The following is a 23,494-nucleotide window of genomic DNA, read 5'->3' on the forward strand; positions in this document are numbered from 1 at the left end:
CAGGATGAGCGGCCGAGGCGGGGCATTGCCCATTGCCCGGCCTCGGCCCAGCGCCGTTCGATCAGCGCGATTTCGCCGGCTGGCCGCGCCGTCCGAACCAGCTCAGCAGCAAGCCAAGCGCACCCAGGCCGAGGGCGAGCGGCCACGAAAGCGCACCGCCGCCACCGCCACCGTCACCCGAGGAAGGGGTGGCAGCAGGCGGGGGTGGCGGGGGTGGCTGGACGACCTGTGCGGCGGCGATGATGGCCGCGTTGGCATCGAGCAGGCCCGCGCCGCACCTGCCGGCGCCGGAGGTGGTCGTGCAAAACGTGCCTGCCGGATGGGCGCGCGCGGTACTCTTCAGGGTGGCAAGCACCTGGGCGGGTGTCAGCGCCGGATTGGTTGCGAGCATCAGCGCCACCACACCTGACACCAGCGGCGCGGCAAAGCTCGTGCCTTGGGCGTCGATGACGTTGTAGTTGCCAAGCGACGTGGTGCCGTCATTGGAGAGGGCGCGAATGAAGGACTGCGCCACCGAACACGTAGCGCCGTTGCTGCCCTGCACGACCTTGGAATTGCCGCAGCCACCGCCAGGCGCGCTCAGCGCGACCTGCGGCCCCACATTGGCATAGCTGGCGTTCTCACCGTCGTTGGCATGGGCGGTGACGGCCACCACGCCGCTGCAGTCGGCGGGCGCCTCGACCGCACCGGCGCTGTTGCCGGCGGCGGCGACCACCACCACGCCGTTGGCGGCGAGGTCGTTCACGGCCTGCTGCTCGATGCCGGAGCAGGTGCCGCCGCCCAGGCTCACGTTGACCACGCGCGCGGGAGTGGGATTGGCCGGGACATTGGGCACGGAGAGGCCGCCGGCCCACCGCATGCCGTCCACGGTGTCCGACAGCAGCGCGCCGCAGCGGCCGGATACGCGCACCGGCTGGATGCGGGCATTCCAGTCCACCCCCGCGATGTTCTGTCCGTTATTGGTGAGCGCACCGAGCGTCCCGGCTACGCTGGTGCCATGCCAGCTATTGGTGGTGGCCGTGGTGGTGGGCGTCGATTCGCCTGGACAGGTGAATCCGGCCGGCACGCCGTCGCCGGCATCGGTGGCATCGGCATCGCGGCCGTCGCCGTCGTTGGAGATGATGGGGTCGGTAATGAAGTCGTAGCCTGGCACGAGGCGGGCGGCCAGGTCCGGATGCGGCAGGTCGCCGGTATCGACCACCGCGATCACCAGGCTGCTGCTGCCGTGGGTGCGGTCCCATGCGGGCGGCAGGTTCACGCCACCCGCCACCTGGCCGGGGGTGCCGAGGTAGGTCTGGTTGAACGCGAAATCCGGATCGTTGGGCACGGTGTCGTGCAGGTGCAGCCAGCGGTCCGGCACCACCTCCGCGATGCGCGGGTCCTGGCGCAGCTTGGCGGCGGTGGCTTCGGGATCGGCGGCATGGCTGCCGGCGACGCTCAGCAATTGCAGCTTGCCGCCCATCTGGCGCTTGACCGAGAGCGCCACGCCGGTGCTTTGCTGCACACTCAGCATGCGGTCGACCTGGGCGCTGGCGGCACCGCCGCTGCTTGCGTCCTTGGTGCTGCCGTCGCGCCAGCGCACGATGAAGTTGCCACTGTAGGGCGGCGCCGGGCGCGCGGCGGGGCCGGGCGTCGCGCTGGCCGCTGCGGGTGCCGCCAGCCAGAGGGCGGCACCCAGCGCCAGCAGCAGGGCGCCGAGGCGCGTTACGCTTTTCGCGTTGCAAGACCGGTGTAGCCGTTGCTGCATGTCTACCTTCCTCTGTTAAACCCGCGTCGGACTGATCGCGGTGCAAAGACCCGGTGTTGCCATTGTCGCCTGGTCGGGCTGAGCGCCATGGCCAGCGAAAATTGATGCGCCATATTCGCCACTACAACAAACAACGCAAACTTGTGAAATGGAAATACTTCGAATTCTCTCGACGAATTACTTCTAGAAACATTACCCCGGCATCCGCAAAAAACTGTGGGATGGCGCACTCAAGTCAGGCTAATCGACTGCAAATCGACAACAACCTGCCCGCCAGCCTCAGCTTGGCGGCATGTCGCGGCCCATGGGCATGGTGCGATTCGGCTTGAGCACGCGGTCCGGTTCGGCCACTTCAATGCGCGGCGCAGCGCGCAGCGTGGCCACGGCCTGGTCGACCGTAGCATCGGCGGATGACGAAATGGCGGTGACCAGCCAGACGCCGCCCGACATGGGCCGCTTGACGACGAAGCGGATTGGCCCGGTGATTGCTTCCAGCAGGCGGTCGGCCTCTTCGGAGCCGGTCACGGGCGGGGCACTGAAGCGCACCATGATGTCGCCCACGGCGCGGTCTGCGCTGATGCTGTTGGCCGGCGGCGCATAGGGGCGCTGCTGCGCCTGGCAAGCGCTCAGTGCGAGCAGGGCCAGCAGGCCGCAGGCGGCAGTGATCAGCAGCGGGCGAGCCAGTGAGCGTGAGTGCGGCAGTTTGCCGATTGACATGGAAAGACTCCTGGATGGTTACCGGTTACCGGCCCGGTGCGGTGACGCGGGCAATCAACTGGCGGCCCGGCGCGAACGGCGCTCCCGGGCCGTGCCGGTGGCGCCGCGCGCGCCTTGCGCGAGCATCTCCTCGGCGTGCTGCACGGTGGTGGCGGTCACGGTGGTGCCGCCCAGCATGCGGGCGGTCTCGACCACGCGGCCGGCGGCGTCGAGGGCGCGGATGCGCGAGCGGGTGACCGAGCCCATGCCTTCGGGCTGGCTGGTCTCCTTGCTGACCAGCAGGTGGGCGCCGGCCTGGGCGGCGACTTGCGGCAGGTGGGTCACGCACAGCACCTGGCGGGCGCGCCCAAGCTCCTGCAGCCGGCGGCCCACCACTTCGGCCACCGCGCCGCCGATGCCGGTGTCGACCTCGTCGAAGATCAGGGTCGGGGTCGGCGCGGCCTCGCTGGTGATCACCGAAATCGCCAGGCTGATACGGGCGAGTTCGCCGCCCGAGGCCACCTTGGCGAGGGGCCGCGCGCTCACGCCGGCATGGCCGGCCACCAGGAATTCGACTTGTTCCAGGCCGTGGCTCTGCCCTTCGTCGAGCGGGTGCAGCGCCACGACGAAGCTGCCGCCCGCCATGGACAGTCCCTGCATGGCATCCGTGACCGCGGCCGACAGGCTTTCCGCCGCCACCTTGCGGGCGGCGCCGAGGTGCTGGGCGATGGTCAGGTAGGCGGCTCGGGCCGCGGCCTCGCGCGCCATCGCCTTGTTCAGGTCCTGGGCGGACTGGAGGTCGTCGAGCTGCCGGCGGCGGGCCAGCAGCTCGTCCGGCAGTTGCTCGGGCGGCATCCGGTACTTGCGCGCGGTGGTGTGCAGCGCCTGCATGCGCGCCTCCACCAGTTGCAGGCGTTCCGGGTCGAGATCGAGCCGGTCGACGTAGCGGTTGAGGGAGTGCGCGGCCTCCTCGACCTGCACCAGGGCCGGGTCCAGCGCCGCCAGCACGTCGCCCAGGGCAGGATCGACGTTCTCCAGCTGGCGCAGGCGCTGCACCACGCTGTTGAGCCCCGATAGCACCGAGCCATCGGCTTCGGACAACGCCTCCAGCGCGGCGCGGCTGCCCTCGATCAGCCCGGCGGCGTGCGAGAGCCGGTTGTATTCAGCCTGGATGTCTTCCCATTCGCCGGCTTGCGGCGCCAGCTTTTCGAGTTCGCCGACCTGCCATTCGAGCCGTTCGCGTTCGAGCTGCATCTCGCGCGAGCGGTGCTCGATGGTCTCGCGCTGGCGCACGCAGGCGCGCCACGAGCGCCAGGCCTCGGCGACCGCGCCGGCCTGGGCGGCAAGGCCGGCGTGGGCATCGAGCAGCAGGCGCTGCGCGTCCGGGCGCAACAGCAACTGGTGGGCATGCTGGCCGTGGATGTCGACCAGGCGGTCGCCGATGTCGCGCAACTGGCCCAGCGTGGCGGCGGCGCCATTGATGAAGGCCTTGCTGCGCCCGCCGGCATCGACGGTGCGGCGCAGCAGCACGGTGCCGTCGTCGCCGGTGAGGTCGTGTTCGGCCAGCCAGGCATCGAGCCCGGCGGGGGTGGCGAAAGTGGCGCTGATACTGGCCCGGGCGGCGCCTTCGCGTACCACGCCGGCGTCAGCGCGCTCACCCAGCACCAGGGCCAGCGCATCGATCAGGATCGATTTACCGGCGCCGGTCTCGCCGGTAAAGACGGTGAAGCCCGGGGAGAAGTCGAGGTCGAGCGTATCGACGATGACGAAATCGCGGATGGACAGGCTGCGCAGCATCGTGGGTTCGGTTCAGGGGCGGATCTGGGCCGGATCAGAGCCGGTTGTCTTCGCTCGGGTACTCGTGCCAGTGCAGCTTCTTGCGCAGAGTCGTGTAGTAGTTGTAGCCGATCGGGTGCAGCAGGTTGACGGTCTTGGCCGAACGGCGGACCACGATGCGATCGCCAGGCAGCAGCGAGGTCAGCGACTGCATGTCGAAGTTGACGCTGGCGTCGCGCGCCGTTGCCACTTCGATCGAGACTTCGGCGTCGTGCGGCAGGACGATCGGGCGGTTGGACAGCGCGTGTGGGGCAATCGGCACCAGCACCAGCCCCGACAGGGTGGGGTGCAGGATCGGGCCACCCGCCGACAGCGCATAGGCGGTCGAGCCGGTCGGCGTCGAGACGATCAGGCCGTCCGAACGCTGGTTGTACATGAAGTGGCCGTCCACCGAAACCGCCAGCTCGACCATGCCGGAGATGCCGGAACGGTTGACAACCACGTCGTTGAAGGCCAGCGCGGAGAAGATCACGCCATCGTCGCGCACCACCTGCGACTCCAGCAGCATGCGGGTCTCGGATTCGTGGCGGCCCGCGAGCATGTCGGGCAGTACCGATTGCACGTCTTGCAGCGGGATGTCGGTCATGAAGCCGAGGCGCCCATGGTTCACGCCGATCAACGGCACCGGGTAGCCGGCCAGCTGGCGCGCCAGGCCCAGCAGGGTGCCGTCGCCGCCCAGCACCACCGCCACATCGGCATGCTTGCCGATCTCGTCGGGCGCCAGGGTCGGATAGTCGGTCAGCCCGGTGGCCATTGCGGTCTCGCGTTCGAACACCACATCCTGGCCGTTCTTGAGGATACAGGCGGCCAGGTCTTCCAGCGGCCCCTCGATGCCGGCGGTGGCGTACCTGCCGATCAGGGCGACGGTGCGAAAGGGCGCGCGCGTGGCGCCGGGCGTAGGGAGCGAGGACATGCCGGGATTAGACCATATCGCCGCCGCCATTGTCAGCAGATCGGCACCCCCGGCCCGGCCGGAACACGGATGAGCCGCCCGAACGCGGTAAACTTGCGTAAAATCGGGAACATCATGGATGAACGTGCGAAAACGCTTCTCAAAACCCTGATCGAGCGCTACATCGCCGAGGGGCAGCCCGTGGGCTCACGGACCTTGTCGAAGTACTCCGGGCTCGATCTGTCGCCTGCCACGATCCGCAATGTGATGTCGGATCTGGAGGAGATGGGGTTTATTGCCAGTCCGCATACCTCGGCCGGGCGCATTCCGACGCCGCGCGGCTACCGCTTGTTCGTCGACACCATGCTGACCGCCCAGTCGCTGGAAGGCGCGCTCAACCTGGCCGAGCTGACGGGCAAGATCCAGGGCCAGCTGCGCGGCCAGCAGATGGGGCCGCAGCGGATGATCACCTCGGCGGCGCACACCCTGTCCAACCTGTCGCAATTTGCCGGTGTGGTAATGACGCCGCGCCGCGCCCAGGCGTTCCGCCAGGTCGAGTTCATGCGGCTCTCCGACAAGCGCATCCTGCTGATCATCGTCACGCCCGAGGGCGATGTGCAGAACCGCATCATCCAGACCGAGCTGCCATATTCCCCGTCGCAACTGGTCGAAGCCGCCAATTTCATCAATTCGCACTTTGCCGGCATGAGCTTCGACAATGTGCGCAACCACCTGCGCGGCGAACTGCAGGCGCTGCGCATGGATATGTCGCAGCTGATGCAGGCGGCGGTGGAGGCGGGCAGCAGCGCCATGGCCGAGGAGGAGGAGGACGATCACGTCTTTATTTCCGGCGAACGCAAGCTGCTCGAGGTGGAAGACCTCTCGTCCAGCATGGAGAAGCTGCGCAAGCTGTTCGACGTCTTCGAACACAAGACCGGCCTGCTCAAGCTGCTCGATGTCTCGAGCCACGCCCAGGGCGTGCAGATCTTCATCGGCGGCGAGAGCAAGCTGGTGCCGCTGGAAGACATGGCGGTCATCACCGCGCCCTACGAGGTCGACGGGCAGATCGTCGGCACCCTCGGGGTGATCGGTCCGACCCGCATGGCCTACGAACGGGTGATCCCGATCGTTGACATTACCGCGCGCCTGTTGTCCAGCGCGCTCAGCCAGAACTAGTATTGTCCTGGCCCGGTCTCACAGACTGCCTGTCCCCTTCATCCTGTCAGCTCGGCGAGACCTGGCGGCCGCGCGCCCTGTGCCCGCGCCGCCCCGCCACACCGGAAATTGCATGACGTTTACTCCCGAACCGGCCTACCAGCATGGCCAGGCGCCGCGTACGGCGATCCTGCTGATCAACCTCGGCACGCCCGATGCGCCGACGCCCAAGGCGGTCGGCAGTTATCTCAAGCAGTTCCTCTCCGATCCGCGTGTCGTGGAAATCCCGCGCGCGGCGTGGCTGCCGATCCTGTACGGCATCATCCTGCCGCTGCGTTCGCGCGCTTCCGCGATGAAGTACGAATCGATCTGGCTGCGCGAGGCGCATATGACCGGATCGCCGCTGCTGGTCCATACCGAGCGCCAGGCCCACGCCTTGCAGTTGTTGCTCAACCAGCATGGCCATGCGGTGACGGTGGCGTGCGCCATGCGATACGGCAACCCGTCGATCGCCTCGGTGCTGGAAGCGCTGCGCCGCCAGGGCACCGAACGCATCCTGTTGCTGCCGATGTACCCGCAGTACTCCGGCACCACCACGGCGACGGGTTTCGACGAGGTGTTCCGGGTGCTGAAGTCATGGCGTAACCAGCCCGAGTTGCGGCTGGTCAAGCATTTTCACGACCATCCGGCGTATATCGCGGCCCTGCACCAGCAGGTCGGGGCATACTGGGCGCAACACGGCACGCCGGATTTCGCGCGCGGCGACAAGCTGATCCTGTCATTTCACGGGGTGCCGCGCCGGACGCTGGAGCTGGGTGATCCCTACCACTGCGAATGCCTCAAGACCGGGCGCCTGCTGGGCGAGGCGCTGGGCTTGCAGCCCGGGCAGTACCAGGTCACCTTCCAGTCGCGCTTCGGCAAGGCGGAGTGGCTGCAGCCCTATACCGCGCCCACCCTGCAGGAACTGGGCAAAGTCGGCACCGGCCGGGTCGACGTGTTCTGCCCCGGCTTCCCGGCAGACTGCCTCGAAACGCTGGAGGAGATCGCCATGGAAGGGCGCTCCGAGTTCCAGATGGCTGGCGGCAAGGTATTTCACTACATTCCTTGCCTCAACGATGCGGAAAGCTGGATCGCCGGACTCGCCGAAATCGGCTTGCAGCACCTGCAAGGCTGGCCGCTGCGGCCGCCCCATCCGCATGAGCTCGAAGCCCGGCGCACGCAAGCCCAGACCCGCGGGGCGGCGGCATGACCGGCGCCTGGCCAACGACATGGAAGTGATGGCATGAACGTATCCTTCGAGGCCGATGCCCGTCTGCGCATCGATAAATGGCTGTGGTGCGCGCGCTTCTTCAAGACGCGTTCGCTGGCGGCCGAGGCGGTGGAGCGCGGCAAGGTCCAGGTCAACGGCCAGGCCTGCAAGAACTCGCGCGAGGTCAGGCCGGGCGACACGATCTTCCTGGAGGCGCACCAGCAGCGCTGGGAATTGGTGGTGAAGGGCATCGCCGGCGCGCGCGGCCCGGCAGCCGTTGCCCAGACACTGTATGCGGAAACCGAGGCCAGCGAGGCTCGCCGGCGGCAAGATGCCGAGAACAGGCGGCTTAACGTGGAACCGGCATCGCGCTTGCAGGGCCGGCCGACCAAGCGCGACCGGCGCCAGATCGACGGCGTGAAGGGGTGAGCCAGGACAAGCCGCGCAGGCGCTCGCCCGAACCCGCCCGGCCGTGTCAGCGAACGTAGGGAACGATGTAGTGCTTGAACACTGCCTTGGCACTGCCGTATTCGGTGTCTCGCGGCGTAAGGGCGCCGGAGAGGCAGATGAAGGCTGTCATCACCGATAATGCGGCTAGTAGGCAAACTGTCAGAACAGGCAGCTTATGCATGGCTAACCTTCCGGGAGTGACCTGACTTGTGATGCATCTTCGAGTCCCGTTATTTTTATCATTTTTATATGATTTCATCTTAGGGGGGGCGCTGCGGCAATGCAATATGGCCCCTATTTCGGCGCACTCCTGTTTGTAACCTTGTGTTTCACCGCACCGTCCCGGTGCACTCTTGAAAATCAGAGGCCTGCCACCACTTGCAGGCTTATATTTGCCGATTGACCAACCGGCGGCCTGCGACCAGGCAGGCCGCGTCCTTGCATTGATACGGATCGACATGGAAGAACAGAAGCAGACGCCATCCACCACGCCGCCGCCCACGCCCGCTAGCGAGGAGCTGAACACCGCCCCGGCCGGCCAGGCCGAGAACGCCGCCGCAGGCGGCGTGGCAGCCCAGTTGGCCGCGCTTGAAGCCAAGGCCAAGGAGCACTACGACATGTTCCTGCGGGCCACGGCCGAGGGCGAGAACATCCGCCGCCGTGCCCAGGAGGACGTTGCCAAGGCGCACAAGTTCGCCATCGAGAGCTTTGCCGACTACCTGCTGCCAGTGATGGACAGCCTGCAGGCTGCACTGGCCGACGGCTCCGGCGATATCGCCAAGCTGCGCGAAGGGGTCGAGTTGACGGGCCGCCAGCTCACCAGCGCCTTCGAGAAGGGCAAGATCGTCGAACTGAACCCGGTGGGCGAGAAATTCGACCCGCACCGGCACCAGGCCATCTCCGTGGTGCCCGCTCCGCAGGAGCCCAATACCGTGGTCTCGGTGCTGCAGCGCGGCTACATGATCGCCGATCGTGTACTGCGTCCGGCGCTGGTCACCGTGGCGGCGCCCAAATAAGCACAGTCCCTTTCGCTGTCCGCCCCTCTGGCCGGCACAAGCTACGCCCGGTGCCGCTGGCCCGGGCGTTTTTCATTGCCGGAGCAGCTTATGTCCATCAAGCCAGACAATGCCGCCACCCCCGCCGCCGACGCGGAGGCGCACCTGGATCACCGCGCCTTCGAGGCGTTCGGCATGCGCGAGGTCGCGGGTGACGATATCGATACCGCCATCGCCGCTGCGGGGGACGCGCTCGTCTGCGTGTTCTTCTGGGGCGTGGACTGCTTCAATTGCGAGATGGCGAAGAAGGCCATGCTGGCCAATCCCGGACCGGTGCGTGCCCTCGAACTGCACTGGCTGCACGCCAACGTCTATGCGCATCCCGAACTGGGCAAGCGCTTCGGCCTGCATGGCATCCCGGTTTTCATGTTCTTCCACAAGGGCAAGAAGCTGGGGCGGGCTACCGGCTGGCACGGCCAGGGCCAGTTTGCCGCGGCAGTGGCCAACGCCCGCCTGAAGGCCAGCGGCAAGCCATTGGCGGGCTAAGCGGCGTACCCCAGCCGGAATGGCACGGCAGCTTGCGGTTGTAGTCCGGCAGTCTCTCGCCATGGCCGGTGATTAACCTGCCACCTGACGCTAGCGCGGCCTAGCGGCTGGCGCGTCGCTGGATCGAAGCGATGTATTGCTCCGCGTCGGGCGGAAGGCCAGTGCGCTGTGCCTGCCAGAGCATTTCACCCAGGCATTCCATCACCTGGTGCTGCGCCTCGTGAGGCGAATCCAGGCGCTGGGCCAGGGCCTCATAGGCGCGGCGGATGCCCGGAGGCTGGTCGATGGAAACCTGTTCGGAGATGGACAGGTGCATGGACAGGTGCAGGAAGGGATTGGTCTGACCGCCTTCGGGGGTGTAATCCTTGGTCAGCGCGCCTTCCGTGTCGGTCAGCAGGCTGTGGTATTCGGGATGTTCGCCGATCCAGTCGACTGCGATGACTTCGAGCGGCGTCAGGACATTGCCAGCGCGCTGCTTCTGCCAGGCTTCACAGAAAAAACGGCGGACTTCTTCGCGGGAGGGATTGAACATGATGCCGCTATTGTAAACGAGCCGTCCCGTTGCTGCAGCGCAGCGCCGGCTGGCCCGCGCAGCGCTGTCCGATTCAGGCCGCCAGCCACTAGAATGCGGCGTTGCCCGGCGCCGCCGGGCTTTCCCTCTTCCGCGCGCCCCCATGTCCGCTTCCCATTCTTCCCCCGCCAGTGCCCGCCCGAGCATCCACCATGCCCGCGAGCAGTTCGCCGGCGTGCTGCTGATCGCGCTGTCGGCCAGCGCCTTCGGCGCCATGGCGATCTTCGCGCGCTTTGCCTATGCCGCCGGCGCCGACGTCTACGGCCTGCTCGCGGTGCGCTTCGTGCTGGCGGCGCTCGCGCTGGCGGTGGCGATGCGCCTGCGCGGGGTCAGCCTGCCGGGCTGGCGCAAGGTGCTGGCGCTGGCCGCCATGGGGGGCATCGGCTATGTCGGGCAGTCATTCTGCTTCTTTACCGCGCTCAACCATGCCCAGGCCAGCCTGGTTGCCTTGCTGCTCTACCTGTATCCGCTCTTCGTCACCATCCTCGCCGCCGTTTTCCTCAAGGAGCGCTTGCGTACGGCGTCCGTGATCGCGCTCGTACTCTGCTCGGTCGGGGCGGGGCTGACCGTGGGCGGCGGCCAGGGCTCCGCGCTGGGCATCGCGCTCGGCCTGGCATCGGCCGCGATCTACTCGGTCTACATCATCGTGGGCGCGCGCATTACGGCGGGTGTCAATCCCCTGGCGACCACCACCGTGGTGTGCGGTGCCGCGGCGGTGGTCTATGTCGCGGTGGGCGTGATGCGGGCGGGGGCGGGCGTGCCGCCGCAGTTCCCGCAGGGCTTCGCCGGGTGGCTGGCACTGCTGGCGATCGCATTGCTGTCGACCGTGCTGGCCATCCTGACCTTTTTCGCCGGGTTGCAGCGGCTCGGCGCGGCGCGGGCGTCGATGCTGTCCACGCTGGAGCCGGTGGTGACCGTGGTGCTGGCAGCGCTTTTGCTGGGGGAGCACGTCGGGCTGACGCAGGCGCTGGGCGGCGGGCTGATCCTCGCAGGCGTGCTGTGGCTGACGCGCAAGAGCACCAGCCAGGATGTGCAAGAGAATTGAACCCCTCGCTCAAATTGCTTGGCGGGACAAGTGCGGCGATTTCGTTACAATCCTGCTCTCACCTCTTGTTCAGGAACCGAACGCATGAAACCGATCGACCAGGTTGCTATTGCCCAGCTGTTCACGGAAGCCCGCACCCACAACGTGTGGCAAGACCGCAAGGTGGACGACGCCGCGCTCCACCAGATCTATGACGCGATGAAGTTTGGCCCGACGGCCGCCAACGGTTCGCCGGCTCGCATCGTCTTCGTCAAGAGCGCAGCCGAGAAAGCACGCCTGGTCGAGTGCGTCTCCGCAGGCAACGTCGAGAAGACGCGCGCGGCCCCGGTGACCGCCATCGTCGCTTTCGACAACAACTTCCACGACCAGCTGCCCAAGCTGTTCCCGCACGCCGACGCCCGTTCGTGGTACGCCGGCCAGCCGGAGAAGATCGCTCGCGATGCGCTGATGAACAGCTCGCTGCAAGGCGGCTATTTCATCCTGGCGGCCCGTGCGCTTGGCCTGGATTGCGGCCCGATGGCTGGCTTCGATGCCGCCAAGGTCAATGCTGCCTTCTTCCCCGACGGCAAGTGGTCGGTCAATTTCCTGGTGAACCTGGGGTATGGCGAGGCCGACAAGCTGTTCCCGCGCAGCCCGCGCCTGTCCTTCGACGAAGCCTGCCGCATCGTTTGAACGGCCGCGCCTTCACGGCGCTACCGTGAAAAAAACCGCTTCAGCAGGCGGTTTTTTTGTGCCTGCCCGGCGCGCTTGCGCTCAGATGCGCGGCGCCTCGGTCTTTTCGCGGTATTCGCATAGCGGCTCGATCACGCAGTGCCAGCATTCGGGCTTGCGMGCCTTGCAGACGTAGCGGCCATGCAGGATCAGCCAGTGGTGCGCGTCGTGCAGGAATTCGTGCGGCACTACCTTGAGCAGCTTCTGCTCGACCACCTGCACGTCCTTTCCGGGCGCCAGGCCGGTGCGGTTGGCGACACGGAAGATATGCGTGTCGACCGCGATGGTAGCTTCGCCGAACGCGGTATTGAGCACCACGTTGGCTGTCTTGCGGCCCACGCCCGGCAAGGCTTCCAGCGCGGCGCGGTCGCGCGGCACCTGGCCGCCGTGCTGCTCCACCAGGATGCGGCAGGTGGCGATGACATGCCTGGCCTTGGTCTTGTACAGGCCGATGGTCTTGATGTATTCGATCAGCCCTTCCTCGCCCAGGTCCAGCATCTGCCGTGGGCTGTGCGCCACGGGGTATAGCTTGCGCGTGGCCTTGTTCACGCCGACGTCGGTGGCCTGCGCGGATAGCAGCACGGCGATCAGCAACTCGAACGGCGAGCTGTACTCCAGCTCGGTAGCGGGGGCCGGGTTGACTTCGCGCAGTGTCTCGAACAAGGCGCGGCACTTGGCTGCGTTCATTGGTGCCTGGTTGGTTTGGGGTCGGGTTCACCCAGGCCGGCCTTGGCGCGGCGGGCTTCGGCGGTATCGATCTGCGCCTGCACGGCAGGGGAGACGTTTTCCGTATTGCGCGGTTTCACGGCTTGCTGCTTCAGGCGCGCGCGTTCGATGGCGGCCTGGATGATGGCCTGCTTTCGCGCCTGCGCCGCCCGTTCCTCCTCGTTTTGCGCGCTCTGCGCCTGCAGCGCTTCCAGCTTGGCGGCGGCCTTGGCCGCGAGGCGCGCATCGTTCTCCTCGCGCTCGCGCACCAGCCGCGAGCGCCGCGCAAGATAGCGCGCGTGGGCTTCGTCAGCTTGTTCTTGCGACCACGCGGCCCAGCCCGTGCGGTCGGCGGTGACGGGCACCATGGCGATGCAGTCAACGGGGCAGGGCGCCACGCAGAGGTCGCAGCCGGTACACCAATCCGCCAGCACCGTATGCATCTGCTTGGGCGCGCCGACGATGGCATCGACCGGGCAAGCCTGGATGCAGAGCGTGCAGCCGATGCATAGCGCCTCGTCGATGACTGCCACCGCGCGGGCCTGTTCCACGCCGCGCTCGGGGTCCAGGGGCAGCATCGGCGCGCCGAGCAAGGCCGACAGCCGGCGGATGCCCTCGTTCCCGCCCGGCGGGCAACGGTTGCAGTCCGCCTCGCCTGCTGCCATGGCTTCGGCATAGGGGCGGCATCCATTGAAACCGCACTTGGTGCACTGGGTCTGGGGCAGCAGGGCTTCGAGGCGATCGGCGAGGGTTGGGCGGTTGGCGGTCACGAATGCTTTGGGGTTTGCGGGGCAGTACGCGGCAGGGATTATCCCCGATTTCGCCGCAGTGCAGAAACGCGAGATGATGCGCCCTTTGCCGGGGCCGGTGCGCGCACGTTGCCCTGTGCCATAATCCGCACAACGATTCACCAGCCGTCGCATGCGAAACGAAACCAGAACCAAGCGGGACCCAGAGGGAACGCGCCGCCGCATCCTTGATGCGGCCACCGAAGAATTTGCCAAAGGTGGGCTGGCCGGCGCCCGCGTCGACCAGATCGCGCGCCGTGCCGAGACCAACGAGCGCATGCTCTATTACTACTATGGCAGCAAGGAGGGCTTGTTCCTGGCCGTCCTTGAAAAACAATACGCGGAATTTCGTGCCGCGGAAGAGCAACTGCATATCACCGAGGAAGATCCGGTGGCTGCCGTGCGCACCCTGGCGCGCTTCGTGTGGGACTGGTACTACCGCAATCCGGAGTTCATCCGCCTCGTCAACAGCGAGAACCTTCACGAGGCCCGCCACCTGAAGAAATCGACGCAGTTGCACCAGTTGATCAACCCGGTTGTCAATGTGCTTGCCGACATCGTCAAGCGCGGGCAGAAGAATGGCGTGTTCCGCGACAATGTCGACATTTCGCAGCTCTACCTGACCATTTCGGCGCTGGGCTACTATGTGCTGTCCAACCGCTACACCATCAGCGCGGTGATCGGCCGCGATGTGGCGGCACAGGACGAGCACGAACGTTTCGCCGAGTTGCACACCGATATGCTGCTTTCCTACCTGGCGCGGCGCCCGGCCTGATTGCGGCGGGAAACATGATGAAGAACGCCCGCGGCAAGCGGGCGTTTTTCATGGGCGGAGCACAATCGCTCAGTGGTACTTGAGCACGAAACTGCGCAGCGCCGGATAAATCTCCTGGCGCCAGYGGCGGCCGGAGAAGATCCCGTAATGGCCGCACTTGGCAGCGGTGATGTGCTGCTTGCGGTCCTTGGCGATCCCTGTGCAGAGTTCGTGCGCCGCAGCCGTCTGGCCGGCGCCCGAGATGTCGTCCAGTTCGCCTTCGATTGTCAGCAGCGCGGTGCCCTTGATGTCCTGCGGACGGACCGGCATGCCATCGATTTCCCAGGTGCCGTTGGCCAGGCGGAACTCCTGGAACACCTCGCGGATGGTATCGAGATAGTACTCGGCATCCATGTCGAGCACCGCGTTGTACTCGTCGTAGAAGCGCACATGCGCTTCCGCGTCGTCCGCATCGCCCTCGACCAGGTTCAGGTAGTAGTCGTAGTGCGAGGACAGGTGGCGGTCGGGGTTCATCGCCACGAAGCCGGCATGCTGCAGGAAGCCCGGATACACCTTGCGGCCATGGCCCGGGTAATTCGCCGGTACCGTGTAGATCACATTATTCTCGAACCACTCGAACGACTTGTTGGTCGCCAGCGAATTCACCGCGGTCGGGCTGCGGCGTGCGTCGATCGGGCCGCCCATCATGGTCATGGTCTTGGGCGTCTTCTCGCCGGCCGAGGCCAGCAGGGAGATGGCCGCGAGCACCGGCACCGTGGGCTGGCACACCGAGATCACATGCAGGTTTTCCGCGCCGATGTGGCGGATGAAATCCTGGATGTAGTGAATGTAGTCGGACAGGCGGAAGCGGCCTTCGTCGACAGGCACCATGCGGGCATCGATCCAGTCGGTCACATAGACCTTGTGATCCTGCAGCAAGGTCTTCACGGTGTCGCGCAGCAGCGTGGCATGGTGGCCCGACAGGGGCGCGCACACCAGCACCACCGGCTCGTCCTTGAGCAGCTTGATGGTCTCGGGGTCGTCCGCATAGCGCTTGAAGCGCACCAGTTTGCAGAAGGGCTTCTCGACGATCGTCTGCTCGACGATCGGGATGTCCCTGCCATTGGAGCGTACCGATTTGATATCGAAGCCAGGCTTCTCGTATTCCTTGCCTAGCCGGTAGAGCAACTCGTAGCCGGCGGCCAGTCGCGTGGCGCCGGGCAGCAGCGACATCGGGCTCAGGGGATTGGTGAAGGTCTTGGCTGTAGCCTGCGCCCATGCGGTAAGCGGGTGCAGCATCGAGCGCTGGAATTCATGCAGCTGGTAAAGCATGACGGGTCCCTATCAGGCTGGGGGCGAAGCTGGAATTCAACGCCTTGACATTACAAATACAGCAATCAACAACAAACACGGAGTTGCTAATGTGTTGGCGATTATGCGCACTATGGATCTTGCGACGCAGCATATACCGAAAGGTACGCTCGCATTGAAAAAAGACAATAGGACAAACGCTGTACTTCTCGCTGACAAACGCAAAAAAACGTAAAAAAATATGGCTAGAAGTGGGAAAAGCGACCGAAGTCGCCTTTCCCGCCACTTTACGCTTGCCGCATTACAGCACGGCGGCGATGGCGTCGACCACCGCGTCGATGTTGCGGCTGTTCAGCGCCGCCACGCAGATGCGGCCGGTGCCCACGGCGTAGATGCCGCGTTCGTTGCGCAGGCGGTCCACCTGGTCCGAGTTCAGGCCGGAGTAGGAGAACATGCCGCGCTGGGCCTTGACGAAGGAGAAGTCGCCCGGCACGCCCTTGGCTGCCAGCTTGTCCACCAGCGCATGGCGCATCAGCTTGATGCGCTCGCGCATCTCGCCCAGTTCCTGCTCCCACATGGCGCGCAGTTCGGGGCTGTTCAGCACGGTGGCGACCACGGTGCCGCCGTGGGTCGGCGGGTTGGAGTAGTTGGTGCGGATGACGCGCTTGACCTGCGACATCACGCGCTGGGCTTCTTCCTTGCCCGTGGTGACAATCGACAGCGCGCCCACGCGCTCGCCGTACAGCGAGAAGCTCTTCGAGAACGAGCTGGAGACGAAGAAAGGCAGGCCGGATTCGGCGAACAGGCGCACCGCGGCGCCGTCCGGATCGATGCCATCGGCAAAGCCCTGGTAGGCCATGTCCAGGAACGGGATCAGGTTGCGCTCCTTGACCAGTTCCACCACCTGCTCCCATTGTCCGGCCGAGAGATCGACGCCGGTCGGGTTGTGGCAGCAGGCGTGCAGCACCACGATGGTGTTGGGCGCGTACGACTTCAGCGACGCCACCATGCCGGCGAAATTCAGGCCGTGGCTGGCTGCGTCGTAATAGGCATAGTTGATCACGGGGAAGCCGGCAGCCTCGAACAGGGCGCGGTGGTTTTCCCAGCTCGGGTCGCTGATGGCGACCTTTGCGTCCGGATACAGGCGCTTGAGGAAGTCGGCGCCGATCTTCAGCGCGCCGGTGCCACCGAGTGCCTGGGCGGTCACAACGCGGCCTTCGCTGATCAGCGGCGATTCCTTGCCGAACAGCAGGGTCTGCACGGCCTGGTCGTAGGCGGCGATGCCCTCGATCGGCAGGTAGCCACGCGGGGTGGCGGTGGTCAGGCGGGCCTTCTCGGCTTCCTGCACGGCGCGCAGCAGAGGGATTTTCCCTTCGTCGGTGAAGTACACGCCAACACCCAGATTGACCTTGGTGGCACGGGTATCGGCATTGAAGGCTTCATTCAGGCCCAGGATCGGGTCGCGCGGGGCCATCTCGACGGCAGAAAACAAACTCATTTGGGATCTCGTGGTCAGCTATGTAACAAAACGGGAAGGCGTAGAATGCTCCGGACTGCGCTCCGGAGTGCGGGCGGCCCCCATCTTGATACCTGGCCGCCAACCCCAAGATTCTAGCGTATCTGCCCGTTTTCCTGAGGTTTTCCCTTGCCAGCCTATGTCGAATCTCGTTGAAGTCGCGCCTGCGCTGGATGAAGAGAAGTTCGCGACCTTCCCCGGCTCGCCCTTCCAGCTCTACCAGCCCTATCTGCCGGCAGGCGACCAGCCCGAGGCGATTCGCCAGCTGGTCGAAGGCGTCGAGGACGGCCTTTCGTACCAGACCCTGCTGGGGGTGACCGGATCGGGCAAGACCTTCACCATGGCCAACGTGATTGCCCGCATGGGGCGTCCGGCCATCGTGTTCGCGCCCAACAAGACGCTGGCCGCGCAGCTGTATTCCGAGTTCCGCGAGTTCTTCCCGCGCAATGCCGTGGAGTACTTCGTCAGCTACTACGACTACTACCAGCCCGAAGCCTACGTGCCGCAGCGCGACCTGTTCATCGAGAAGGACTCCTCGATCAACGAGCATATCGAGCAGATGCGCCTGTCGGCCACCAAGAGCCTGCTGGAGCGGCGCGACACCATCATCGTGGCCAGCGTCTCCGCCATCTACGGTATCGGCAACCCGTCCGAATACCACAAGATGATCCTCACCCTGCGCACGGGCGACAAGATCAGCCAGCGCGACGTGATCGCGCGCCTGATCGCCATGCAGTACACGCGCAACGAGACCGATTTCCAGCGCGGCACCTTCCGCGTGCGCGGCGATACGCTGGATATCTTTCCAGCGGAGCACGCCGAGCTGGCGGTGCGCGTCGACATGTTCGACGACGAGGTCGATTCGCTGCAGTTCTTCGATCCGCTCACCGGGCGCGTGCGCCAGAAGATCCCGCGCTTCACGGTCTATCCGTCGAGCCATTACGTGACCCCGCGCGAAACCGTGTTGCGGGCGATCGAAGACATCAAGGTCGAACTGCGCGAGCGCCTGGACTTCTTCTACAAGGAGAACAAGCTGGTGGAGGCGCAGCGGCTGGAGCAGCGCTCCCGTTTCGACCTGGAAATGCTCTCCGAGCTTGGCTTCTGCAAGGGCATCGAGAACTATTCGCGCCACCTGTCGGGCGCCAGGCCGGGGGAACCGCCGCCCACGCTGGTCGACTACCTGCCGCCCGACGCGCTGATGTTCCTGGACGAGTCGCACGTGCTGATGGGCCAGTTCAACGGCATGTACAACGGCGACCGGGCGCGCAAGACCACCCTGGTCGATTTTGGCTTCCGCCTGCCGTCGGCGCTGGACAACCGTCCGCTCAAGTTCGAGGAGTTCGAGCGCAAGATGCGGCAGGTCATGTTTGTCTCGGCCACGCCATCCAACTACGAAAACGAGCATGCGGGCCAGGTGGTGGAACAGGTGGTGCGGCCCACGGGCCTGGTCGATCCGATCATCCACGTGCGGCCGGCGACCACGCAGATCGACGACCTGCTGTCCGAGATCCACGCGAAGGTGGCGATCGGCGAGCGGGTGCTGGTGACCACGCTCACCAAGCGCATGGCCGAGCAGCTCACGGAGTTCCTGACCGAGAATGGCGTCAAGGTCCGCTACCTGCACTCGGATATCGATACCGTGGAGCGCGTGGAAATCATCCGCGATCTGCGCCTGGGCACCTTCGATGTGCTGGTCGGCATCAACCTGCTGCGCGAGGGCCTGGATATTCCGGAAGTCTCGCTGGTGGCGATTCTCGACGCCGACAAGGAAGGCTTCCTGCGGGCCGAGCGTTCGCTGATCCAGACCATCGGCCGCGCGGCCCGTAACGTCAACGGCACCGCCATCCTTTACGCGGACCGGATGACCGATTCGATGAAACGGGCGATCGGCGAGACCGAGCGGCGCCGTGCCAGGCAGATTGCGTTCAACGAGGCCAACGGCATCGTGCCGCGCGGCGTGGTCAAGCGCATCAAGGACATCATCGACGGCGTCTACGACCCGAGTGAGGTGAAGGCGGAGCTGCTGGCCGCGGAAGAGCGCGCCAGGTACGAGGACATGAGCGAGAAGCAGGTCGCGAAGGAGATCAAGCGGCTCGAAAAGCAGATGTTCGAGCACGCCAGGAATCTCGAGTTCGAAAAGGCCGGGCAGGTGCGCGACCAGTTGGCCAAGCTCAAGCGCCAGGTGTTCGGCGCCAGCGGCGACGGGGAGCATCTGCCGCCGGCCGCGGCGGCGTCCTGACGGCGATGCGCCTGCCGCATGCAGGCGTTGGCCTTGCTACCGTCTATAGTTGGAATCCCGGTCCGTAGTGAGGAGATGGCTCATGGTCAAGTTCGCTCTGTGGGTTCCGCTGCATGCGAAACCCGGCAAGGAAAAGGAAGTGGAAGAATTCCTGCTCTCCGGCCTGCCGCTGGTGCAGGAAGAGACAGGTACCACGGCATGGTTTGCGCTCCGCCTGGGGCCATCCCTGTATGGCATATTCGATGCGTTTCCCGATGAGGCCGGACGCCAGGCCCATCTCTCCGGCAAGGTGGCGGCAGCCCTGATGGCCAAGGCGCCGGACCTCTTCGCCAAACCGCCTTCCATCGAGAAGCTGGACGTGCTGGCGGCCAAGCTGCCCTGAGCCGCGCCGCGCCACCGCGAAGCAAAGGAGTAGCGGCAGGCGCGGGCTAGCCCTTCGGCGGCAGTGCGCGCAAGCGCTTGTTCACTTCCAGCAGGGTTTCGCAGGCGTCGGCATCGTCCGCATGGCGCTTGCCAATGAAATCCACGATGGTGCGCAGCGGTTCGCGTTGCGCCGCGCATGCCGTGGCCGGTGCCGGGCATGCCGCGCCGATTTCATCCTCCAGGCTGCGCCGGACGACGCAGAGCAGCCTTTCGCARCCTGAAGCCGAGGAAGCGTCCGCGCCGGCCTCAGCGGCGCAGGCCACCGTTGCGCAAAGCAGGATGGGCCATACGAGGACGGGGCTGAGGTGGAATTTCACCCCGCGATTATGAGGGTGTGACGACTTTGCGTCACCTTGTTTGCCACGGTGCAGCCACCCCGAATCGCGTTCGCGCCGCCTGCCGGCCCCGGCCGAGCGCATCGGTGGCAGCGGGTAGAATCCGGTTTGCAACATCGGCGAAAGCCCGGCACAAGTGTTCAACCCGCCCTGTAAGTCGCTGATTTCATTGTGGCGCATCTGCACGTTCGGGCTGCATTTGCGTCTACTCGCTGAGCCCCAGGTACCTGACTCCTATGAAGAAATATGCCATTCTCATGTGCTGCATGGGCAATATCTGTCGTTCGCCCACTGCCGAAGGCGTGATGCGTGCCAAGCTGGAATCAGCGGGGCTGGCCGATCTGGTCGAACTGGATTCCGCGGGCACGCACGGCTATCACGTAGGGCGGGCGCCGGATGCGCGTTCCCAGCGCCATGCGCTGGCCCGTGGCTATGACCTGTCCGCGCAGCGCGCGCGACTGGCGGTGGTGCAGGACTTCGCGCGTTTCGACCTGTTGCTCGCCATGGATCGCGACAACCTCGCAGCGTTGCACGCGATCTGCCCACCGGGCAGCCGGGACAAGCTGCGCTTGCTGATGAGCTTCGCCAGCCGGCATGCCGCGGACGAAGTGCCGGACCCCTACTATGGAGAGGGCGACGACTTCGAGCGCGTGCTCGACTACGTGGAGGACGCCAGCGATGGCGTGGTCGCCATGCTGCGCGCAAAGGGGCTGGACGGCGCGGCCTGATCGGACGCGCGAACCGCTTCCAGCGGATCATTCATTTCACGAGGTTTCATGTTTCGTTCCCTGTTCCGCAAATGGCGGGAATCCCGCAATGCCAGCCTGCAACTCGACGCAATCCTGGCGGCCGCGGACCCGGAGGCGCCGCTGGCCGACCGTAACAGCTGGCTGATCGAGCTGGGCTACTGGATTCGGCGCGACGGGCTGCCTGGCGCCGAAGGCGTGGCGGCAGACAAGAGCCGCCGCGAGCACGTGCGGCTGCGCTACCTGCTGCAGGTGCTTGGCCGCAACCCGGAAATGGCGGGTCGCTTTGCCAGCATGGTGCGTTCGCTGGTGCGCGACAACGACCCCACGACCTTGCTTTGCGATACCGGCGTGGCGTCTCACCCGGGTTTCTGGAGCGAGGTGCTCGATCGGCTGCAAGCGCGCTTCCTGCCGCCGCCGCCCAATTGCGGCGATCTGGCGGGGCTGTTCGCGCTGCTGTTTATCGATGGCAACGATGCCGACTGGGTCGAGGCGCTGGACAACGACCTGCTCGACCGCCTGGCCGCGGTGCTGCGCACGGACGACCCGGAGGCGGGTGATACCGCCGCGCTGCCCGAGTGGGATCGTTTCGACCGCACGCTGGCCACCAGCATTCAGGTGCTGGTCAGCCAGGTGCGTGCCACCGGCCTGAGCCAGGCGATCCGCTCGCGGCTCAAGGGCAAGGTGCAGGACACGGCGTTCTATCGCCTGGGCAGTGCCGCCGAGGCCTTGTGCCAGGAGGAGGCGGCGCAGCAAGGCGGCGAGGCGTTCGCGCACCGCCTCAACTATTTCCGTGCGCTGCTCGATGGCTGCCACCAGGCGGCCCAGTGCGTCTACGACGACCTCGAGGAGAATGGCGTGTCGGTGGAGGTCGTGTTCCAGATCGAGCGCATGAAAGTGCGGCTTGCGCGCATCGAGCTGTTGCTGGCAACCTGGGTCGAGCCGCAGCGGCGCCACCGGCATGCCCGTCTGATCGCCGCGCTGATCCGCTCCACCCAGGCGCGCCGCAGCATCGTCCATCTGGCCGGCACCTCGTTCTCGCAACTGGCACGCAAGGTGGTGGAGCGCTCCGCCGAGACCGGCGAGCACTACATTACGCGCGACCGCCGCGAGTACCGCGATCTGATGAAGGCGGCAGCCGGCGGCGGGATGATCACGGTGGGCACCGTCTATCTCAAGTTCCTCCTCAGCGGGCTGCAGCTGGACAAGTTCATCGGGGGCCTGCTTGCCTCGCTCAACTACGCGGGCAGCTTCCTGGTGATTCATTTCGCGCATTTCACACTGGCCACCAAGCAGCCGGCGATGACCGGCCCGGCGCTGGCGCACCGGCTCGATGCTGTCGGCAAGCCGGAGGGCCGGGAGATCTTTGTCGACGACACCATCGCGATGATCCGCTCCAACGCCGCGGCAATTTTCGGCAACCTGGCGGCAGTGTTCCCGATCGCGCTGGCGATCCAGTGGCTGGTCAATCGCATCCTGGGTGCCAACCTGATCACACCGGCCAAGGCGATCGCCACCATCGAGTCCTTTTCCATTCTCGGCCCCACGCCGCTCTATGCCATCTTTACCGGCGTGCTGCTGTGGCTTTCCAGCCTGGTGGCGGGCTGGGCCGACAACTGGTTCGCGCTGCACAAGGTGCACGACGTGATGGCGTACAACCGCCGCTTGCGCTACGTGCTGGGCGCGCAGGGGGCCATGCGCATGGCGGATTTCTGGAAGCGCAACATGTCGGGGGTCGCGGCCAATGTCTCGCTGGGCCTGCTGTTGGGGCTGGGGCCGGAGATCCTCAGCTTCTTCGGCCCGCATATGGAAGTGCGCCACGTCACGCTGTCGACGGGGGCGGTGGGCACCTCGATCGGCGTGCTGGGCATCGCCGTGCTGAAGATGCCGTCGTTCTGGCTGGCGGTGGCGGGCATCGCGCTGATGGGCTTGCTTAACGTGGCGGTGAGCTTCGCCCTGGCCTTCAATATGGCGTTGCGCTCACGCAGCCTGCGCCGGGTYGACCGTCACGCATTGAGCGCGGCCGTGCGGCAGCGCATCCTGAAAAACCCCTGGTCCCTGATCGTGCCGCCGCGCACGCCAGCCGCGGCGGCGCCGGAAGAGGAGCGGGTTTGATGCAATGCGGCAGGGGTACTTGACCGATTTAGTCAACTTCTCTTATACTCGACCAAAATGATCAAGTACTCCCCAGCATCATGAGACTGACGACCAAAGGCCGCTTCGCGGTAACCGCCATGATTGACCTGGCCATGCGCCAGGATCAGGGCCCCGTTACGCTAGCGGGCATCAGCCAGCGCCAGAAAATATCCCTCTCTTACCTTGAGCAACTGTTCGGCAAGCTGCGCCGCCACGAGATCGTGGAAAGCGTGCGTGGCCCGGGCGGCGGCTACAGCCTTGCCCGCAAGGCAGAGGACGTCACCGTGGCCGACATCATCATCGCTGTCGATGAGCCGCTCGACGCCACCCAGTGCGGGGGAAAGGGCAATTGTAACGGAGATGAAGGCACYGCTCGCTGCATGACCCACGAGCTGTGGGCCACGCTGAACCAGAAAATGGTCGAATATCTCGATTCCGTCTCCCTGAGGAACCTGGTCGACCAGCAGCGCGCCAAGTCTCCCGCGGTGTTGCACGACATGCGCGAAGAGCCGGTGGCGCAAGCCGCGGCCGTGCCGCTGGGCAAGGCGGACAAACAGGAAAAGCCCGCGCGTCCGCGGGTGGTGAATTCGGTTTTCAGCCTGGCTCAGTCGTAAGACGGGCAGCCGGCGAGAGAGCATAGAGCAATGT

24 protein-coding genes are annotated in these 23,494 nt (G+C 65.7%); 14 read left to right on the forward strand and 10 right to left on the reverse strand.

The window, feature by feature from the left end; translation table 11 throughout:
• Positions 1 to 61 precede the first annotated feature (61 nt).
• The 4 genes from AC1DQ3_RS03390 to AC1DQ3_RS03405 form a co-directional block, all read right to left on the reverse strand.
• The gene (locus tag AC1DQ3_RS03390; RefSeq protein WP_477118755.1) at positions 62 to 1,747 is read right to left on the reverse strand and encodes a S8 family peptidase; all 1,686 of its coding nucleotides are present in this window, start codon (positions 1,745 to 1,747) and stop codon (positions 62 to 64) included.
• Positions 1,748 to 2,026: 279 nt separating this feature from the next.
• The gene (locus AC1DQ3_RS03395) at positions 2,027 to 2,464 is read right to left on the reverse strand and encodes a hypothetical protein (RefSeq protein WP_477118756.1); all 438 of its coding nucleotides are present in this window, start codon (positions 2,462 to 2,464) and stop codon (positions 2,027 to 2,029) included.
• A 54-nt stretch (positions 2,465 to 2,518) separates the two neighbouring features.
• Positions 2,519 to 4,240 carry a DNA repair protein RecN gene (gene recN / locus AC1DQ3_RS03400; RefSeq protein ID WP_477118757.1) on the reverse strand — a complete coding sequence of 574 codons (1,722 nt, stop codon included), beginning with the start codon at positions 4,238 to 4,240 and terminating at the stop codon, positions 2,519 to 2,521.
• 34 nt (positions 4,241 to 4,274) lie between these two features.
• Complete coding sequence (locus AC1DQ3_RS03405) at positions 4,275 to 5,192, reverse strand: NAD kinase (RefSeq protein WP_477118758.1); 918 nt, start codon at positions 5,190 to 5,192, stop codon at positions 4,275 to 4,277.
• A 114-nt stretch (positions 5,193 to 5,306) separates the two neighbouring features.
• Between AC1DQ3_RS03405 and hrcA the strand changes: the two genes are divergently transcribed.
• From hrcA to AC1DQ3_RS03430, 5 genes are all read left to right on the forward strand, one after another.
• Positions 5,307 to 6,347, forward strand: a complete 1,041-nt coding sequence (gene hrcA, locus AC1DQ3_RS03410) for a heat-inducible transcriptional repressor HrcA (RefSeq protein ID WP_477118759.1) — start codon at positions 5,307 to 5,309, stop codon at positions 6,345 to 6,347.
• A 112-nt stretch (positions 6,348 to 6,459) separates the two neighbouring features.
• Positions 6,460 to 7,575, forward strand: a complete 1,116-nt coding sequence (gene hemH, locus AC1DQ3_RS03415) for a ferrochelatase (RefSeq protein ID WP_477118760.1) — start codon at positions 6,460 to 6,462, stop codon at positions 7,573 to 7,575.
• A 33-nt stretch (positions 7,576 to 7,608) separates the two neighbouring features.
• Positions 7,609 to 8,004 carry an RNA-binding S4 domain-containing protein gene (locus AC1DQ3_RS03420; protein ID WP_477118761.1) on the forward strand — a complete coding sequence of 132 codons (396 nt, stop codon included), beginning with the start codon at positions 7,609 to 7,611 and terminating at the stop codon, positions 8,002 to 8,004.
• 479 nt (positions 8,005 to 8,483) lie between these two features.
• Positions 8,484 to 9,041, forward strand: a complete 558-nt coding sequence (gene grpE / locus AC1DQ3_RS03425) for a nucleotide exchange factor GrpE (RefSeq protein ID WP_477118762.1) — start codon at positions 8,484 to 8,486, stop codon at positions 9,039 to 9,041.
• 90 nt (positions 9,042 to 9,131) lie between these two features.
• Positions 9,132 to 9,566 carry a thioredoxin family protein gene (locus AC1DQ3_RS03430; protein ID WP_477118763.1) on the forward strand — a complete coding sequence of 145 codons (435 nt, stop codon included), beginning with the start codon at positions 9,132 to 9,134 and terminating at the stop codon, positions 9,564 to 9,566.
• 100 nt (positions 9,567 to 9,666) lie between these two features.
• Here the strand turns inward: AC1DQ3_RS03430 and AC1DQ3_RS03435 are convergent, their stop codons facing one another.
• A complete protein-coding gene (locus AC1DQ3_RS03435; RefSeq protein WP_477118764.1) occupies positions 9,667 to 10,098 on the reverse strand; it encodes a DUF1841 family protein in 432 nt (143 codons plus the stop codon).
• Between the two features lie 142 nt (positions 10,099 to 10,240).
• Here AC1DQ3_RS03435 and AC1DQ3_RS03440 point away from each other — a divergent pair, with 142 nt between their 5' ends.
• Positions 10,241 to 11,182, forward strand: coding sequence for a DMT family transporter (locus tag AC1DQ3_RS03440; protein ID WP_477118765.1), 942 nt, complete (start codon positions 10,241 to 10,243; stop codon positions 11,180 to 11,182).
• Between the two features lie 84 nt (positions 11,183 to 11,266).
• Positions 11,267 to 11,854, forward strand: coding sequence for a malonic semialdehyde reductase (locus AC1DQ3_RS03445; RefSeq protein ID WP_477118766.1), 588 nt, complete (start codon positions 11,267 to 11,269; stop codon positions 11,852 to 11,854).
• Positions 11,855 to 11,935: 81 nt separating this feature from the next.
• Here AC1DQ3_RS03445 and nth read toward each other — a convergent pair whose 3' ends face one another.
• Together nth and rsxB are read right to left on the reverse strand one after the other, a co-directional pair.
• The gene (nth, locus tag AC1DQ3_RS03450) at positions 11,936 to 12,580 is read right to left on the reverse strand and encodes an endonuclease III (protein WP_477118767.1); all 645 of its coding nucleotides are present in this window, start codon (positions 12,578 to 12,580) and stop codon (positions 11,936 to 11,938) included.
• On the reverse strand, positions 12,577 to 13,368 hold the full coding sequence (gene rsxB, locus AC1DQ3_RS03455) for an electron transport complex subunit RsxB (protein WP_477118768.1): 792 nt from the start codon (positions 13,366 to 13,368) through the stop codon (positions 12,577 to 12,579). Before rsxB ends, nth begins: the two co-directional genes overlap by 4 nt.
• A gap of 151 nt (positions 13,369 to 13,519) precedes the next feature.
• Between rsxB and AC1DQ3_RS03460 the strand changes: the two genes are divergently transcribed.
• Positions 13,520 to 14,161: a TetR/AcrR family transcriptional regulator gene (locus AC1DQ3_RS03460; protein WP_477118769.1), complete on the forward strand. Its 642-nt coding sequence runs from the start codon at positions 13,520 to 13,522 to the stop codon at positions 14,159 to 14,161.
• Between the two features lie 69 nt (positions 14,162 to 14,230).
• Here the strand turns inward: AC1DQ3_RS03460 and AC1DQ3_RS03465 are convergent, their stop codons facing one another.
• The gene (locus AC1DQ3_RS03465) at positions 14,231 to 15,472 is read right to left on the reverse strand and encodes a polyhydroxyalkanoate depolymerase (RefSeq protein ID WP_477118770.1); all 1,242 of its coding nucleotides are present in this window, start codon (positions 15,470 to 15,472) and stop codon (positions 14,231 to 14,233) included.
• On the opposite strand from AC1DQ3_RS03465, the gene AC1DQ3_RS03470 reads away from it, so the two are divergent.
• On the forward strand, positions 15,471 to 15,686 hold the full coding sequence (locus AC1DQ3_RS03470; RefSeq protein WP_477118771.1) for a hypothetical protein: 216 nt from the start codon (positions 15,471 to 15,473) through the stop codon (positions 15,684 to 15,686). The genes AC1DQ3_RS03465 and AC1DQ3_RS03470 overlap by 2 nt on opposite strands.
• 66 nt (positions 15,687 to 15,752) lie before the next feature.
• Here AC1DQ3_RS03470 and AC1DQ3_RS03475 read toward each other — a convergent pair whose 3' ends face one another.
• A complete protein-coding gene (locus AC1DQ3_RS03475; protein WP_477118772.1) occupies positions 15,753 to 16,949 on the reverse strand; it encodes an amino acid aminotransferase in 1,197 nt (398 codons plus the stop codon).
• A gap of 157 nt (positions 16,950 to 17,106) precedes the next feature.
• On the opposite strand from AC1DQ3_RS03475, the gene uvrB reads away from it, so the two are divergent.
• Both uvrB and AC1DQ3_RS03485 read left to right on the forward strand, forming a co-directional pair.
• Complete coding sequence (gene uvrB, locus AC1DQ3_RS03480; RefSeq protein ID WP_477118773.1) at positions 17,107 to 19,206, forward strand: excinuclease ABC subunit UvrB; 2,100 nt, start codon at positions 17,107 to 17,109, stop codon at positions 19,204 to 19,206.
• 82 nt (positions 19,207 to 19,288) lie between these two features.
• Positions 19,289 to 19,588 (forward strand): putative quinol monooxygenase, encoded by a 300-nt coding sequence (locus AC1DQ3_RS03485; RefSeq protein ID WP_477118774.1) that lies wholly within the window; start codon positions 19,289 to 19,291, stop codon positions 19,586 to 19,588.
• Positions 19,589 to 19,634: 46 nt separating this feature from the next.
• Here AC1DQ3_RS03485 and AC1DQ3_RS03490 read toward each other — a convergent pair whose 3' ends face one another.
• Entirely contained in the window at positions 19,635 to 20,150 is a 516-nt protein-coding gene (locus tag AC1DQ3_RS03490) for a hypothetical protein (RefSeq protein ID WP_477118775.1), read from the reverse strand.
• Between the two features lie 50 nt (positions 20,151 to 20,200).
• Between AC1DQ3_RS03490 and AC1DQ3_RS03495 the strand changes: the two genes are divergently transcribed.
• The 3 genes from AC1DQ3_RS03495 (at position 20,201) to iscR (ending at position 23,460) form a co-directional block, all read left to right on the forward strand.
• A complete protein-coding gene (locus AC1DQ3_RS03495; protein WP_477118776.1) occupies positions 20,201 to 20,692 on the forward strand; it encodes a low molecular weight protein-tyrosine-phosphatase in 492 nt (163 codons plus the stop codon).
• A 48-nt stretch (positions 20,693 to 20,740) separates the two neighbouring features.
• The gene (locus AC1DQ3_RS03500) at positions 20,741 to 22,825 is read left to right on the forward strand and encodes a site-specific recombinase (RefSeq protein ID WP_477118777.1); all 2,085 of its coding nucleotides are present in this window, start codon (positions 20,741 to 20,743) and stop codon (positions 22,823 to 22,825) included.
• 80 nt (positions 22,826 to 22,905) lie between these two features.
• Complete coding sequence (iscR, locus tag AC1DQ3_RS03505; protein WP_477118778.1) at positions 22,906 to 23,460, forward strand: Fe-S cluster assembly transcriptional regulator IscR; 555 nt, start codon at positions 22,906 to 22,908, stop codon at positions 23,458 to 23,460.
• Positions 23,461 to 23,494 lie beyond the last annotated feature (34 nt).

The organism is Cupriavidus sp. 01T418 (assembly GCF_056398885.1).

Excerpts from the sequence above, each read along its gene's own strand:
- grpE (WP_477118762.1), top strand. The coding sequence starts at position 8,484 with ATGGAAGAACAGAAGCAGACGCCATCCACCACGCCGCCGCCCACGCCC.
- AC1DQ3_RS03440 (WP_477118765.1), top strand. The coding sequence starts at position 10,241 with ATGTCCGCTTCCCATTCTTCCCCCGCCAGTGCCCGCCCGAGCATCCAC.
- AC1DQ3_RS03475 (WP_477118772.1), bottom strand. The coding sequence starts at position 16,949 with ATGAGTTTGTTTTCTGCCGTCGAGATGGCCCCGCGCGACCCGATCCTG.
- AC1DQ3_RS03445 (WP_477118766.1), top strand. The coding sequence starts at position 11,267 with ATGAAACCGATCGACCAGGTTGCTATTGCCCAGCTGTTCACGGAAGCC.
- hemH (WP_477118760.1), top strand. The coding sequence starts at position 6,460 with ATGACGTTTACTCCCGAACCGGCCTACCAGCATGGCCAGGCGCCGCGT.
- AC1DQ3_RS03390 (WP_477118755.1), bottom strand. The coding sequence starts at position 1,747 with ATGCAGCAACGGCTACACCGGTCTTGCAACGCGAAAAGCGTAACGCGC.
- AC1DQ3_RS03405 (WP_477118758.1), bottom strand. The coding sequence starts at position 5,192 with ATGTCCTCGCTCCCTACGCCCGGCGCCACGCGCGCGCCCTTTCGCACC.
- AC1DQ3_RS03470 (WP_477118771.1), top strand. The coding sequence starts at position 15,471 with ATGACGGGTCCCTATCAGGCTGGGGGCGAAGCTGGAATTCAACGCCTT.
- AC1DQ3_RS03485 (WP_477118774.1), top strand. The coding sequence starts at position 19,289 with ATGGTCAAGTTCGCTCTGTGGGTTCCGCTGCATGCGAAACCCGGCAAG.
- AC1DQ3_RS03420 (WP_477118761.1), top strand. The coding sequence starts at position 7,609 with ATGAACGTATCCTTCGAGGCCGATGCCCGTCTGCGCATCGATAAATGG.
- AC1DQ3_RS03460 (WP_477118769.1), top strand. The coding sequence starts at position 13,520 with ATGCGAAACGAAACCAGAACCAAGCGGGACCCAGAGGGAACGCGCCGC.
- AC1DQ3_RS03435 (WP_477118764.1), bottom strand. The coding sequence starts at position 10,098 with ATGTTCAATCCCTCCCGCGAAGAAGTCCGCCGTTTTTTCTGTGAAGCC.
- recN (WP_477118757.1), bottom strand. The coding sequence starts at position 4,240 with ATGCTGCGCAGCCTGTCCATCCGCGATTTCGTCATCGTCGATACGCTC.
- AC1DQ3_RS03395 (WP_477118756.1), bottom strand. The coding sequence starts at position 2,464 with ATGTCAATCGGCAAACTGCCGCACTCACGCTCACTGGCTCGCCCGCTG.
- uvrB (WP_477118773.1), top strand. The coding sequence starts at position 17,107 with ATGTCGAATCTCGTTGAAGTCGCGCCTGCGCTGGATGAAGAGAAGTTC.
- AC1DQ3_RS03495 (WP_477118776.1), top strand. The coding sequence starts at position 20,201 with ATGAAGAAATATGCCATTCTCATGTGCTGCATGGGCAATATCTGTCGT.
- AC1DQ3_RS03430 (WP_477118763.1), top strand. The coding sequence starts at position 9,132 with ATGTCCATCAAGCCAGACAATGCCGCCACCCCCGCCGCCGACGCGGAG.
- hrcA (WP_477118759.1), top strand. The coding sequence starts at position 5,307 with ATGGATGAACGTGCGAAAACGCTTCTCAAAACCCTGATCGAGCGCTAC.